The sequence below is a fragment of the Acidobacteriota bacterium genome (genome assembly GCA_012729555.1).
Classification (GTDB): domain Bacteria; phylum Acidobacteriota; class UBA6911; order UBA6911; family UBA6911; genus UBA6911.
Genome location: JAAYCX010000011.1, coordinates 141,133 through 155,563 on the forward strand (window position 1 = coordinate 141,133; position 14,431 = coordinate 155,563).

Genomic DNA, 14,431 nt, shown 5'->3' on the forward strand with positions numbered 1-14,431 from the left:
CGGGACATGGACATCATCTATCTCGACAACAACGCCACGACGCGGATCGCCCCCGAAGTGTACGAGGCCATGATCCCGTTTTTCACCGACGACTATTTCAACCCCAGTTCCATGTACGAGCCCGCCCGGAAGACGGGTCAGGCGCTGGAGGCCGCGCGGCGGACGATCGCGGAATGCCTGGGCGGGACGGCTCCCGGAGAAATCCTCTTCACCGGGTGCGCGACCGAGAGCAACAACACCGCGATCCAGGGGGCCGCGCGCGCGAACCCGAACCGCAAACAGATCGTCACCACCACGGTCGAGCACCCGGCCGTGCTGGAGGTCTGCCGGGAGATGGAACGGGGCGGGCACCCGGTCACCTATGTGGGTGTGGACCGGGACGGGAACCTCGACATGCCGGGGTTCATCCGCGCGCTTTCGCCCGAAACCCTGCTGGTGTCGATCATGCACGCCAACAACGAGACCGGCGTGGTGTTTCCCATCGAGCGGCTCTCGCGCATCGTCAAGGAGACCGACCCGGGCATCCTCTTCCATACCGACGCGACCCAGACGGTGGGGAAGCTGCCCATCGACATGGTGCGGGGGCTCCCCTACGTCGATCTCCTGTCCTTTTCCGGGCACAAGCTGCACGCGCCCAAGGGGATCGGGGCCCTCTACCTCCGCCGCGGCACCCGTGTCCGCCCGTTTCTGCTCGGGGGGCACCAGGAATCGGGCCGGCGGGGGGGGACCGAGAACGTCCCCTACATCGTCGGCCTCGGCCGGGCCCTCGGCCTCGCGACCGAAACCGCGCGGGAAGACGAGGCCAGGATCGGGCGCTTGCGCGACCGGCTGGAGCGGGGGCTGGTGGAAAGGATCCCGTCGGTCGAGGTCAACGGGGGCGGGGCGCCGCGGTTGCCGAATACGCTCAACATCTCCTTCCACTACATCGAGGGGGAGGGGATGCTGTTTCAGCTCAGCGAATACGGGATCTGCGCCTCGAGCGGATCGGCCTGCACCTCCGGGTCGCTCGAGCCCTCGCACGTGCTCCGGGCGATGAAGGTGCCGTTCACGGCCGTCCACGGTTCCGTCCGCTTCAGCCTGAGCCGCTACACCACCGAAGCCGAGATCGACCGGGTGATCGAGGTGTTTCCCGGCATCGTCGCCAACCTGCGCACCCTCTCGCCGTACTGGGACAACGCCCGTAACGCCCCGCGCCCCGACGCGGTCGGGATGATCGGATCGCACTAAAAAAAAGGCCGCGGATCGCCTGCGCGACCCGCGGCCCGAAGCCTCAGGATTCAGAGGCGGTCAGCCCAGCTTGCCCTGTTTCTGGAGGGCGTCCGCCACCTTTTTCATCCCCATCTTCTCGAGGGTCTCCCGCGTGGCGATGCCGGTCTTGGGATCGTACCCCTCGAACTTGTAGAAGCGGGTCTTCCAGTCCTCGACCTTGGCGCGGTCCAGCTTGCGCCCCTGGCCGGTGGCGTAGGTCCATTTGCCGTCGACCACCATCGGCTGGACGCTGCCGCGGGTGGGCTGGTCGTAGACATAGTCGGGGAAGACCTCCATGTCCCGCGTCCGGCCCTGCAGCGCCCAGATGGCGCGGTCGAGGGTGAAGATCTTGTGCCCGAGTTCCATGTAATCGGCGAAGGTCTTGTTCTGGCCCGTCACCGCGTTCCAGAACCTCGGCTCCGCGTTCGGGGTGGCCCCCCGCCGGTCGGCGGAGTTGTTGGTGATGCACTGCGGCCAGCGCCAGCCGCAGAACCCGCCCGCGCCGATCCAGAATTTCTCGTAGTGCTTGACCCAGGCCACCTGCTTGACCTTGGAATCGGAATAGATCCCCGTCGGCCCGTCCCCGTAATCGACCAGGTAGCGGTCGTCCTGGTAGGGCACCATCGCCTCGGCGTAGAGCTTGGAGGCCTGCTCGGCGTCGAGGTAGGGGTTGCCCGACTGCGCCATCCAGTGCAGCGGGTAGTTGGACATCTGGTGCAGCATCAGGTCGCGCTCCCCCAGGATGGAGCCGTAGCCCCATTCCACCTGGGTGGCGGAGTCGTAATGCTCCTGGGTCCCGTAGTACGTCAGCTTCAGGAGGCCGCTCGAAACGTCTTTCTGGTAGCGCCCGAGCTTTTCCGCCATGCGGGCCGCCCCCTCGCACGCGAGCGCGCCGAGAGGACCCTCGCGCAGGGCGATGGTCCGGAACATCGTTTCGTGATAGGCGTAGCTTCCCGAGGGGGGCAGCTCGAAATCGATCTGCTTTCCCTTGCCGATGACGCCTTCGCGGGCGAGGGCCTCGATATAGCCGCGGGTGGCCATCACCTGCCAGTGGCCGAGGCCGTAGCGGTGCATGAGGTCGTTGGCCTGGCGCGTCAGCTTCTGGCTCAGAGCCGTGGGCATGGCGTTCGGGTCCGGCTTGCGGCCGAAGCCGCCGAACATGCCGCCGCCGCCGACGTTGGCCACCATGGTGCCGGCGCACACCGCCTCGTTGCTGTCGGCGCTGGCCAGCCGCATCTTGCACCCCCTGGGACAGGAGGCGCACGCGGCCGCGCGCGCGGGCACCCGGTTCGGTCCGCCGTTGGTCACGTTGCCCCCGCTCGGGGCGCCGTTGATCAGGGAATAGCCGCTCCCCTCGAAGATTTCGGCGTCGCGCGGGTTATCCACGTCCCACTGGAACTGGCGGAACCAGAGGCGGGCGTCCATGAACGCCTTCGGGTCGGCGATCGGGACCCCCCCGGTGCCGAGGAAGCTGATGGCCTTCAGGTTCTTGGACCCGAACACGCCGCCGAAGCCGCAGAGGGCGGCCTGGGAGCCCGGCCCGTGAAGCAGCGCGGCCAGCCGGCTCTTGCGTTCGCCCGCGGGGCCGCAGGCCACGACGGCCGGGATCTGGGTGGTGTAGCAGCTCTGGGCCAGTTCGGCCCATTCGCCCCGGCGCAGCCCGGGGACGGCGCGGCGGGAAATCTCCTGCTGCGCGTCCCAGGTGTCCATGCCCCAAACGCCGTTGGTGGCGTCCTCGATCTTCACCTTGTCGTTGACGACGTCGATGTAGACCGGGTTTTCCGAGGCGCCTTCCACGACGATGCCGTCCCAGCCCGCGAACTTCATCTGGGCGGTGAAGCGGCCGCCGAAATTGCTGTGGCCGAACCACTCGACCGGGTAGAGCATGGGGCCCAGGCCCTGGACCTCGCACCGCCCGCTCCCGGGCATGAAGGTGCCCGAGAAGGGGGAGGCCATCATGATGATGAGGTTGCGGGGATCGAAGGCCTCGAACGGGAGCTGGTCGCCGACGAGGTCGAAGAAGACGGCCGAGCCGATGCCGTGGCCGCCTCCGAATTCCAGGTACTTTTCCGTGGGGAGGGTGCTGATCTGTTTGTTCGTCAGATTGACTCTTAAAATCTTACCTGTATATCCGCCTGGCATGATGTCTCCTCCTTAAACTTTCGCTTTGGGCGCCTGCATTTTGGCTTTCGGTGCCTGCATTTTGGCTTTGGGTGCGCCACCGCCGAAGCCGCCCATTCCAGGCGGTTGAGTCCTGCTGTCGTCCACCAGCCCCAGCTTGAGCCAGTGCTCGTTGCGCAGGTTGACGTTGTACCCCTCGGTTTCCTTCTGGTCGGGCATTTCGGTCACGAACCTGATGGCCTTCATCGGACACGATTCCACGCACGCCTGCTTGCCGCCGATCCCCCCCTTTTCGTTCCAGTAGGGGGTGTCCAGGCAGAGGTCGCACTTGGTCGATTTGCTGATCTTGTGGTTCCACACGGTCCGGTGCGGCTGCTGCGGGCACATCTTGAGGCAGGTCTTGCAGCCGATGCACTTGTCGGTGTCGATCCTGCGGACGTTGCCGTTGGCCTCGTCGACGAAACAGGCCTGCACGGGGCAGCTCTGCACGCAGGGGGGGTACTTGCACTGGCGGCAGGGGGCGATCTCGAGATCGTAGGGGAACTTTCCGAAGGAGTCCTGCATGATCTGGATGCGCGCCAGCGACAGGTTCTGCTCCCCGTAGTGGGTCAGGGAACAGCTGAGCATGCAGGTCGTGCACCCGGTGCATTTCTTGCTGTCGTAGACCAGGTATCCCTTGGACGCGGGGTACGCCTGGACCTTTTCAGGCGGCAGCGCGGCCGCCGCTGCGGGGTTGGTGGATATCAGGGCATCCACGGCGACGACGGCACCGCCGGTGACCAGAAAATCACGTCTTGTAAATTTCTTTTTGGCAGCAGCTTCCGTGCTTTCAGCTTTCTTGCCATCGGACATAGCGTTACTCCTTCGCTCGATATTAAAGAATGAAGGTCGTTTTCGGGGCAGCCCCATGAACAACCGTTGCCTTGGCATCCGCGTGCGGGTGGGCGGCTACCACTGTGAAACAAACGGGGACGGGTTGTCAACCATTCAATCCAATCCCTTTAATATACGTCCGCGATGATGGTAACGTTTCGTCGAAAGCGGGCCGCACCCGGTCTGGATGCGGCCCCGGACGGAGGGCGGTATGGACATCGGGGGGGAAGTGCGGCGCAGATACGGGTCGATCGCAGCCCGCGCGCTCCAGAGGAGCCAGCGGGAAGGGGGCGCGGCCGTGGCCGTGCCGCTCGGTTGCGGCGATCCCGTGGCGCTGGCCCGGCTCCGGCCGGGACAGGTGGTGCTGGACCTCGGCAGCGGCGGCGGGCGTGACTGCCTGCTGGCGGCCCGCCGGGTGGCGCCGGGGGGGCGGGTCTACGGCCTGGACATGACGGAGGAGATGGTGGCCCTGGCCGCCCGCAACCTGAGGGGCGCGGGGGCGGACAACGTCGAGCTGGTCAGGGGCGACATCGAGCGGATCCCCCTCAGGGACGGCGCGATCGATGTCATCATCTCCAACTGCGTCCTCAACCTCTCCGCCGACAAGGGCCGGGCCTTCGAGGAGGCATTCCGGGTCCTGGCCCCCGGCGGAAGGCTGGCGGCGTGCGATATCGTCACCCGGGGTGACATCCCCGCGGGGATCCGTGCCGGCGTGAGTCGCTGGGTGGGGTGCCTCGGCGGGGCGCTCGAGGAGGGGGAGTACGCCCGCAGGCTGGCCGGGGCCGGTTTCGGGGGAATCCGCATCGAGGCGACGCACCGCTACCGGGCCCGCGAGGTCCTCGGGTTTCTCGAGGAGAAGGGGTGGGACATCGGGCCCATGATCCCGCACGTGGACCGGAAATGGGCCAGTGCCTCGATCACGGCCGTCAAGCCCGGGCCGTGACCCGCCTCAGGGGCCGCCGGTCCACGACCAGTTTTTTGGCCCGCTCCGCCGTTTTCAGAGCTCCCGGAGGCAGGATGTCCACGTGCGGGGGGGCCATCTCCCCGCGGCGGAGATTCCGTTCGATGAGGGGGTGCCCGTGGAGCCTCGCGGCGATGGTGTGCGCCGCGTCCTCCGGTCCCGGGAGCAGGTCGACACGGAAATCGAGGCGCGGCCTCCCCCGCTCCCGCGTCACCTCCACCTGGTAGTCCAGCACCCCGGGGAGGGCGTAGAGGATGTCGTCGAACAGCGTGGGGTAGATCTCCTCCCCCGCGCCGATCGTCACGATCGATTCCCGGCGCTTCCGGACCGCGTCGAACCGGAGCAGGCTCCGGGCGCCGCAGGGGCAGGGCCCCGGGATCCAGCGGGAGAGGTCGCCGGTACGGTAGCGCAAGAGCGGCATCGCCTCGCGGTTGAGGGTGGTGAACACCAGTTCCCCCTCCTCCCCCGCGGCGGCCGGCTCGAGCGTCACGGGATCGAGGATCTCGAGCAGGAGGTCGGCCTCGTTGAAGTGGTAGCCGTGCCCCGCCTCGCACTCCACGGCCACGCCCAGCCCCATTTCGGTGAGGCCGTAGTGGGTCCTCACGCGGCAGTTCCAGATCCTTTCCAGTTCCCGCCTGCGCGCCTCGGGGACGTACTCGGCGGCGAGAAAGAGGACGCGCACCCCGCACCGGCCCGGGTCGCACAGCGCCTCCAGTTCGCGCGTGAGGCGGTACAGGGGGCCCGCGTAGCCGAACAGGACGGTGCTGCCGTGCCGCCGGATCAGCTCCAGGTGCTCCCGCGCGGAGCGCCCGGTTCCGGCCACCACCGCACGGGCGCCGATGGCGGCCACCCCGCGGGCGAGCAGGTCGGCCTGGCTGTAGGGGGGGCCGTCGGGGAGGCAGATATGCACGACGTCCCCGCGGCCGGCCACCGTCCCGATGCCGGCGGCCATGAAGCGGACGATGCGCCCGAGGTCCCCCCGGGTCCAGAAGATCTTCTTCCGGGGCCCCGTCGTGCCGGAGGTGACGAAGGTGTGGACCCGTTCGACCCGGGCCCGGGAGAGGCACAGGAAGCGATAGGGCTCGCGGGCCACATCCTCCTGCCGGGTAAGGGGAAGGCGTCCGATGTCGTCGCACCCGCCGATCCCCTCCGGGCGGGTCCCGCTCCTGCGGAAGAGTTCCCCGTAAAAGGAGCTCTGCGCCGCCGCGTACCGCACCACCCGGGCCAGGAGCGCCCCCTGGTACCGCCGCACCTCGGTCCGCCCCAGGGGGCGTCCGGCCCCTGCGGGGATCCGCGCGCGCCGACCGGCGTCGTACCCCGGTTCGGAACGGATGACGGCGGCAAGCCACTCCTCAAGGAACATGCCGGGACTCCTCGTGGAGCGCGCGGCCGCGCGTGTCGGTCAGGTAGTGGGCGCAGAAGGGGACCAGCCCCCGGGTTTCGGACGCGACATGGATGCAGCAGCGCCGGAGGCGTTCGAGGTCGATGTTCCAGGCATCCTGGAACGCCATGCCGGAGATGCAGAAGGCGTGGGTGCGGATCCGCTCGAAAGAGTCTCCCCGCCCGGGTCGCGGGGCGGACGGGCCCGGGTCGGCGTACTTCCAGTGGCGGCGCACATAGGCGCGCGACCTTTCCGCGGCGTCGTCCCCGGCCGGGCCGGCGCGCTCGAACCGGGTCGTTGGCATCAGTGTCCCATCTTCTCTCAGCACGGAGAGGGCGGAAAAGGAGCAGTGGGATTCCTCTCACCCGGGGGGGATGAAATGGGCGGCCTCGAGCTCCCCCCCGGTCTGACGCTCGATCGCCTCGAGGATGTCGGGGATCAGCATCCGGTCGCCGTTGCGGGGCGATTGCGGGTAGCGGCCGAGCCAGGCCTGGGGCTGGAAGTGGATCCCCTTCACGACCGGGATCCATGCCTTTGCGAACCGGATGAGGTCGCCGATCCGGGAGTCGTTCACCCCCCTCGCGAGGGTCGGGACGAGGATGACGCCGATCCCGAGCTCCCTCGAGCGCTCCAGGGCCTTCAGCTTGAGGTCCAGAAGCGGCGCCCCCCGGAGGCGGCGGAAGACATCGTCGCTGACCCCGTCGAACTGGAGAAAGAAACTGGTGACGCCCGCATCGGCGAGCGCGCGTGCGAACTCCGCGTCGCGCCCGAGGCGCAGGCCGTTGGTGTTGACCTGGACATGGTCGAAACCGATGTCGCGCGCACGGCGCACGATCAGGGGCAGATCATCCCGGAGGGTGGGCTCCCCGCCGCTCAACTGCAGGGGGCAGTTCCCGGCGAGCGCGAACGTCCGCCGGAGCAGCCGCTCCAGCCGGGCGGGTGCGGGGTCGGGGCCGGCCGCGGGCCCGGAGGCGGCGAAGCAGACGGGGCAGCGGAGGTCGCAGCGGCCGGTGACCTCCACGATGGCGCTGCAGGTCTGCTGCAGGTGCCCGGGGCAGATGCCGCAGAGGCGGGGGCAGTCCCCGGGCGGATCGGGCTCGGCGCCGGGCCGGCCGGCGCGGGCCCGTTCCCAGAGCGGATAGGGGACGGGGCGGTTGCGCCAGATCAGGACCGGCTCCACCTCTCCGTGTTCCGGGCAGCGCCGCAGCAGGTAAACCTCCTCCCCTTCGGCCACCCGCTCGGCGGGGATGCGCCGCAGGCAGTGGGGGCACAGGCTCTCGGTTTGCGACAGGACCTCGGTCATGCGCCCGCTCTATTTCTGTTCAAGGGCGTCTTCCGCCGGGTTGACGATGGTGGACACCACCTCCTCGGTCAGGTATTCCCGGCCGCAGACCGGGCACTTGATTCCCGGGACGAACTGCCGGAGCAGCATGTAGCTGATGAGCAGTTCCTTTTCCTCCATGGCGACCTTGTCCTCGTAGCAGTACCATTCGGTCATCTGGGGTCCCCCTCGAGCAGCAGCCGGTGCGCATAGGCCGTCTCCACGCGGAAGGCCCCGTCGACCGGCTCGTATTCCACGTAGAAATAGGTCTCGGCGACCCGCAGCTTGGCCAGAAATCCCGGGCACCCCGGGCGGTAGAGTTTGACGCCCGATTTTTCCGCGTGGTCGATGACGCGGCGGATGTCCTCCTCGGTGATGTGGCGCTCTTCCAGCCGCCCGCTCACCCCGTCGGGCAGGACCAGCTTCATCGCCCGCGCCTCGTCCGAGAGCGGGGGGAGATCCTCGGCCACGGCGAGCGAATGCGCTCCCACTGCGAGCGAATGCGCTCCCACGGCCGCCAGGGAGGAGAGCGTGAACTCCCTGCGGGAAAGGGGCTGTCCCTTCCTTCCGGGTCTGGATCCCTTCTTTTTCTGGGGCATGCGTGTGATCTCCCGAATCCGGTTTTCCATCGGGGCCGTGCCGGAACGCAGGCCCCACCCTGTTAAAGATTCTCACTATCCCCGCGGAAAACCAAGTCTTCTGTTATCTTCAATACTTGTTGACAATAAAAACCATATTTGGATAATATGCGGCCATCTCGGGTGAGAACCCATAACGAACTCTTCGGTTAGGATTGGACTTTGGTTTCGAGGACGCTCACGCTGATTGTGATTGCAGTCAGACAAACATAACTTACACTTGAAGGGGTACGACTGATGAAAAAGCTTGGGCTTGCAGTGATTCTGTTGTTGGGCTTTTCGGGAATGGTCATGGCGCAGGATGTCCCGGTTGCCGAGGTTTTCGGAGGGTATTCCTTTTTCCGCTGCGATGCGGGGGATGACATTTCCTGCAACCTGAACGGGTGGAACGCCGCAGTGGATTTCAACGTCAGCGACAACTGGAGCGCCGTCATGGATTTCAGCGGCCACTACGGGTACCTGGACGGTCCCGTCGCCACGGCTTCGGGTGTCTATCCGTGGTACGATGTCAAGTCGCACAACTTCATGTTCGGACCGCGCTTCAAGATGAGGGGTGAAAAAGTCACGCCTTTCCTCCATGCGCTCTTCGGCGTCAACCACGTCAACCCCGAAGCGGGGGACGCCACCCAGAACAACTTCGCCTTGGCCTTCGGCGGCGGGGTGGATGTCAAGGTCACCGACAAGATGTCCGTACGTCCGATCCAGCTGGAATACGTGGGCACCCGGGTCAATTCCGATTTCCAGAACAACATGCGGTTTTCCGCCGGCGTGGTGTTCAACTTCGGCAGCCGTTAGTCCAGGCATGAATCGGGCCGGAAGGGCACGGGGGCCGTATTGACGGCGCCCCCGTCTCTTCCGGCAGGGCGGGCATGATGCGACGGTTTTCCTTCCTTTGCGCCGCAATGGCCGCCGTGGCGGTCCTCGTCTCCTCACTCCCGGGGGCCATGCCGCCCCCGGGGCAGTACCGCAATTTCTCCGTCTCCGTCTACGCCCGCGTCTACGAGGTGCGGCGGATGGCCGACCCCGAGTGGCTCCAGGCCCGCTGGGACGCGATAGCGCGCCAGGTGAAGGTCGACAAGATTTACCTGGAAACCCACCGGGACACGATCGTCGCGGACGAGGAGACGGTGAAGCGGGCGGCCGACTTTTTCCGGAAGCGGGGGCTGGAGGTCGCCGGCGGCATCACCCTGACCGTCAACGAGAGCAACCGCTTCGAGACCTACTGCTACAGCAACCCCGAACACCGGGACAAGGTCCGGCAGGTGGTCGAGTTCACGGCCGGGCTCTTCGACGAAATCATCCTGGACGACTTCTTCTTCACCAACTGCAAGTGCGAGCGCTGCATCCGGGCCAAGGGGGAGAAGAGCTGGACCGGCTTCCGCCTGCAGTTGATGGACGAAGCCGCCCGCAACCTCGTCATCGGGCCGGCGAAACGGGTGAACCCCCGGGTCCGGATGGTGGTCAAGTACCCGAACTGGTACGAGCACTTCCAGGGGCTCGGCTTCGATCTCGAGCGGGGGCCCGTGCTGTTCGACGGCATCTACACCGGCACGGAGACGCGCGACCGGACCGGCGACCAGCACCTGCAGCAGTACCTGGGGTATTCGATTTTCCGCTACTTCGAGAACATCCGCCCCGGGCACAACGGCGGCGGCTGGGTCGACACCTACGGGGGGCGCTACCCCGACCGCTACGCGGAACAGATCTGGCTCACCCTGTTCGCCCGGGCCCCGGAAATCACCCTCTTCGACTTCGCCCAGCTCGAGCGCCCGATCCGCCCGGCCGACCGGGCGCCCTGGCAGGATCTCGGGCCCAGCTTCGATTTCGACGCCATGGCGGCCTCGGTCGCCGCCCCGGAAGGGGGGGAGACCCCTCCGCTCACCTTCGCGCGCGCTGCGGGGTACGCGCTCGGGGAGGCGGACCGGTTCCTGGGCCAGCTCGGCCGTCCCGTCGGGCTCGCGAGCTACAAGCCCTATCATTCCACGGGCGAGGATTTCCTCCATAACTACCTGGGGATGATCGGCATCCCGATCGACCTCCTCCCGCGCTTTCCTGAAGACGCGCCCATGGTGCTGCTGACCGAGTCGGCAGCCTTCGATGCCGGCATCGTGGACAAGATCAAGCGCCAGCTGACGGCGGGCAAATCGGTGACCATCACCTCGGGCCTGCTGCGGGCGCTCGAAGGGAAGGGGATCGGGGATATCGCCGAGATCCGCGACACCGGCCGGAGGGCGATCGTCAGGAATTTCCGGGGCCAGCCCGAGCTCCCTCCGGGCCTGCGCATCCTCATCCCGCAGCTCCAGTACCTCACCAACGACGCCTGGGAACTGGCGAGCGCCATGACCCAGAACGACCTCGGGTACCCGCTCCTCGTCCAGGCCGCCTACGGCGGGGGGACCCTTTACGTCCTGACGGTCCCGGACAACTTCAGCGACCTTTACAGCTTCCCCCCCCCGGTGCTCACGCAGATCCGCAACGTTCTGCTCGGCGGGATGTTCGTGCGGGTGGAGGCGCCGGGAGACGTCGCGCTCTTCGTCTATGACAACGGCACCTTCATCGTGGAGTCGTTCCGTCCGGAACCGGTCGCCGTCACCCTGTCGCTCGACGCCCGGTACACGGGGGTGCGGGAAGTGACCACGGGGGAGACCCTGGCGGGCAAGGCGGGGACTTCAGGCGGCTTCGGGCTCTTCGGCGCGGGGGGGGTGAAGCGCACGACGGTCCCGGTCGAGATAAAACCCCATTCCTACCGGGTGTTCGCCGCGCTCCCCTGACACCCCGTCCAGCAGTATGTGCAGATCCCCTCGATCGGCCGGCCGATGGCCGCGGCCATGTCCCCGATGTCCTGGTACAGGAGCGAATCGGCCCCCAGTTCCTGGGCGATCGCGGAGACCATCTTCCCGAATTTGGCCGACCGGGTGTCGAGGTACTCGGTGACATCGGGGATGTCGCTCCCCTCCAGGGCCCGGATCGCCTTGCGCGCGGCCAGCTCCTTGGTCGTGCGCGTCGACTCGTTGTAGATGCAGGGGAACACAAGCGGGGGGCAGGCGATGCGGATGTGCACCTCGCGGGCCCCGTTGGCCAGCAGCTTTTCCTTGATCATCCTCCGGAGCTGGGTGCCGCGCACGATGGAATCGTCGCAGAGGACGATGCGCTTGTCCCGGATGAGCTCGGGGATCGCGATCAGTTTCATGTTGGCGATCAGGTCGCGCGTCGCCTGCTCCGAGGGCATGTAGCTCCGGGGCCAGGAGGGGGTGTACTTGACCAGCGGGCGGGCGTAGGGGATCCCCGATTCGTTGGCGTAACCGATGGCGTGCCCCACGCCGCTGTCGGGGACGCCGGAAACGATGTCGGCCGTGAAGCCGGCGGCCCGGTCCCGGCGCGCCAGCAGCGCTCCGCTGCGGTAGCGCGCCTGTTCCACGTTGATCCCGTGGATGGAGCTGGCGGGGAAGCTGGTGTAGATCCAGAGAAAGGCGCAGGGCCTGCCCAGGGTCGGCTCGGTTCCGCAGCGCTTGACGATCCCCCGTTCGGAGATCAGCACCACGTCGCCGGGCGCGAGCTCGGCGATGGTCCTGAAGCCCAGGTTGGGAAACGCGGTGGTTTCGGTGGTGACGGCGAACCCGTCGCCGTTCTCCCCGATGACGAGGGTGGAATGCCCCTCCCGGTCCCGCGCCGCGTAGATGCCGTCCTTGGTCAGCGCCAGCAGCGATACCGAACCCTCGATCTGGGCGAAGACGGAGAGGATGCCCGACTCGAGGCTGTCGGCGCGGCTGATGATTTCGGCGATGACCTCGGCGGGGCTGATGGTGGAATCGGGCTGGATCTCGGCAAACGTCGAACCCTCCGACTGGAGCCGGGCGATGATGGCGTCGAGGTTGTGGATGTTGCCGTTGATGACCACGGAGAAGACCCCGAGGCGGGACGAGAGCACCACCGGCTGGATGTCGTAGCCGATGACGCCGATGCCGTAGGGGCCGCCCATCCTTTCGTAATCGTGCCGGAACTTGGGCCGGAAGTTTTCCCCGCGGATGTCGTGAATCTTGCGCTCGATCCCCCGGTCGCGGTACACGGCCATCCCGGCGTAGTCGGTGCCGAGGTGGCTGTGGTAGTCGAGACCGTAATAGAGCGATTGAATACAGTTGCCCTTCCTGGATGCCGCGCCGAAGATTCCGGACATACCCTGCTCCTTTTGCTTGAGTGCGCCGGAACTATACCAGAAAACGGCCGTGCGGGGGAGGCGGATGCGCTACCGGAGCGGGGGTATCCCCTCGCGCTCGGTCCAGTTGGCCGCCTGCCACGCCCGCTGCCCCTCCCGGGACAGGTGCCGCTTGTCCCCGTCGCGCGTCACCCGGATGGCGGCGTCGGGGCCGCCGGCGGGGCAGTTGTATTCGCAGATGCCGCACCCCACGCAGCGGGCGGGGTCCACGTAGGGGAACCCCTGGCGGGGCTGGGCGTCCCCCTCGCCGGCGGGATGCCCGATCTCGGCCCCGCTCTCGTCCAGCCAGTAGATGGCGCTGTAGGAGCAGACCTCGTCGCAGACCAGGCACTGTTTGCGCGATTCCCAGACGACGCAGGAGGAGCGGTTGATGACGGCTCGCCCTATGAACAGGTGCTCCTTTTCCGGGATGGTGAACGATTCGATGGCGTCCGTGGGGCAGACCTCGCCGCAGAGGTTGCAGTTCTGGCTGCATTCGCCCACGCGGGGCATCAGCACCGGGGTCCAGATCGCGCCCGGTCCCCCTTCGAAGAGCGCCGGCTGGAGTCCGTTGGTCGGGCATATTTTCATGCAGGCGCCGCAGCGGACGCAGCGCTCGGTGAAGAGCTCCTCGGCCGCCGACCCGGGGGGACGGATCAGCCGTTTGCCGGTGATGTGGCTCTCCCCGTCCCGCGTGGGGCGCCGCGCCAGGGCCGACGATGCGCCCAGCCCCCAGACGGCGCCCACGCCGATGCCGGTGAGGAGGCGCCTGCGGTTGAGGTCGAGCGGGAGGCTCCTCTCCGGCTTGCCGGGGGCCATCCGGATCGCCCCCTGCGGGCAGAGTTCGTCGCAGGAGTAGCAGAAGATGCACTCGGCCGCGGCGGTTCGCTTCCCCTTGGCGCCGATCGCGTCCATCTTGCAGTCCCGCTGGCAGAGGGTGCATTCGTTGCACCCGGCGCCCACCCGGCGGCGGAAGAGGGGGACGCGTGCGACAATGCCCAGCAGGGCGCCCAGCGGACAGAGGCTGCGGCACCAGAACCGGCGGGAGAGGACGCCGCCGGCGAGAATGGCCGCCAGCATCAGCAGCGCGGCGAACCCCGACCCGTACGCCGCCCGCTGATCGGGAAAGATCGCCGGGAATTCCATCCAGCCCAAACCCGGGACCGCCGAGAGCGCATGGACCGCACGGTCGAGGGGGGCGAAGAACCCGAGGGTCAGGCTCCGGAAGGTGAGGGCGATCGGGTCGAGGAACCAGACCAGCTGCGATCCCAGGATGGCGCTCGCGGCCACGGCCGCCAGGACGTAGTACTTCAACCGGGGCCAGGAACGCTCCCGGTGGGTGCGGCGTTCCCGATTGGGCCGCACCCCCTTGTCCGCGCCGTCGATCAGGGTTCCGAGCGGGCAGACCCAGCCGCAGAAGGCCCGGCCGAAAAGAAGGGTCAGGAGCAGCACCGGCACCGTCCAGAGCGCGACCGAGAGGAGGAAGGTGCGCGATGCGGCGAGCGCCGTCCAGCCGAGCAGGGGGTCGATGCGGAGGAAGAAATCGGCGGGGAGGAAGGCCCCGACCGTCATCCGGCCGTCCGCCCAGTCGATCTGGCGCGCGGTCTGGAAGAAAAGCACGAAAAAGAGGATGAGGAAAAAGAGCTGGCTGCCTCTTCGGACGGTTTTCATAGAGTCGGTACCCGGTGGCTGCGGG

General features: G+C 67.4%; 11 protein-coding genes and 1 pseudogene. 4 read left to right on the forward strand and 8 right to left on the reverse strand.

Annotation, left to right across the window (positions count from 1 at the left end):
* Positions 1-6 precede the first annotated feature (6 nt).
* Positions 7-1,227, forward strand: a complete 1,221-nt coding sequence (gene nifS, locus GXY47_02785; GenBank protein NLV30056.1) for a cysteine desulfurase NifS — start codon at positions 7-9, stop codon at positions 1,225-1,227.
* A 60-nt stretch (positions 1,228-1,287) separates the two neighbouring features.
* On the opposite strand, the gene GXY47_02790 is transcribed toward nifS, so the two are convergent.
* Together GXY47_02790 and GXY47_02795 are read right to left on the reverse strand one after the other, a co-directional pair.
* Positions 1,288-3,390 (reverse strand): hypothetical protein, encoded by a 2,103-nt coding sequence (locus GXY47_02790; GenBank protein ID NLV30057.1) that lies wholly within the window; start codon positions 3,388-3,390, stop codon positions 1,288-1,290.
* Positions 3,391-3,402: 12 nt separating this feature from the next.
* Positions 3,403-4,221 (reverse strand): 4Fe-4S dicluster domain-containing protein, encoded by an 819-nt coding sequence (locus GXY47_02795; GenBank protein ID NLV30058.1) that lies wholly within the window; start codon positions 4,219-4,221, stop codon positions 3,403-3,405.
* Between the two features lie 232 nt (positions 4,222-4,453).
* Between GXY47_02795 and GXY47_02800 the strand changes: the two genes are divergently transcribed.
* Positions 4,454-5,185 (forward strand): methyltransferase domain-containing protein, encoded by a 732-nt coding sequence (locus tag GXY47_02800; GenBank protein NLV30059.1) that lies wholly within the window; start codon positions 4,454-4,456, stop codon positions 5,183-5,185.
* Here GXY47_02800 and GXY47_02805 read toward each other — a convergent pair.
* The 4 genes and pseudogenes from GXY47_02805 to GXY47_02820 form a co-directional block, all read right to left on the reverse strand.
* The gene (locus GXY47_02805) at positions 5,169-6,566 is read right to left on the reverse strand and encodes a phenylacetate--CoA ligase family protein (protein ID NLV30060.1); all 1,398 of its coding nucleotides are present in this window, start codon (positions 6,564-6,566) and stop codon (positions 5,169-5,171) included. The two genes, GXY47_02800 and GXY47_02805, sit on opposite strands and share 17 nt — an antisense overlap.
* Positions 6,556-7,887: pseudogene (locus tag GXY47_02810) on the reverse strand (radical SAM protein). Before GXY47_02810 ends, GXY47_02805 begins: the two are co-directional and overlap by 11 nt.
* A gap of 9 nt (positions 7,888-7,896) precedes the next feature.
* The gene (locus GXY47_02815; protein NLV30061.1) at positions 7,897-8,082 is read right to left on the reverse strand and encodes a hypothetical protein; all 186 of its coding nucleotides are present in this window, start codon (positions 8,080-8,082) and stop codon (positions 7,897-7,899) included.
* A complete protein-coding gene (locus GXY47_02820; protein NLV30062.1) occupies positions 8,079-8,504 on the reverse strand; it encodes a DUF4258 domain-containing protein in 426 nt (141 codons plus the stop codon). The genes GXY47_02815 and GXY47_02820 overlap by 4 nt, the downstream gene beginning before the upstream one ends.
* 330 nt (positions 8,505-8,834) lie before the next feature.
* On the opposite strand from GXY47_02820, the gene GXY47_02825 reads away from it, so the two are divergent.
* Both GXY47_02825 and GXY47_02830 read left to right on the forward strand, forming a co-directional pair.
* On the forward strand, positions 8,835-9,338 hold the full coding sequence (locus tag GXY47_02825; GenBank protein NLV30063.1) for a porin family protein: 504 nt from the start codon (positions 8,835-8,837) through the stop codon (positions 9,336-9,338).
* Between the two features lie 74 nt (positions 9,339-9,412).
* Positions 9,413-11,314, forward strand: a complete 1,902-nt coding sequence (locus GXY47_02830; GenBank protein NLV30064.1) for a hypothetical protein — start codon at positions 9,413-9,415, stop codon at positions 11,312-11,314.
* On the opposite strand, the gene GXY47_02835 is transcribed toward GXY47_02830, so the two are convergent.
* Together GXY47_02835 and GXY47_02840 are read right to left on the reverse strand one after the other, a co-directional pair.
* A complete protein-coding gene (locus GXY47_02835) occupies positions 11,287-12,717 on the reverse strand; it encodes an amidophosphoribosyltransferase (protein ID NLV30065.1) in 1,431 nt (476 codons plus the stop codon). The genes GXY47_02830 and GXY47_02835 overlap by 28 nt on opposite strands.
* A gap of 69 nt (positions 12,718-12,786) precedes the next feature.
* Entirely contained in the window at positions 12,787-14,406 is a 1,620-nt protein-coding gene (locus GXY47_02840) for a 4Fe-4S binding protein (protein NLV30066.1), read from the reverse strand.
* Positions 14,407-14,431 lie beyond the last annotated feature (25 nt).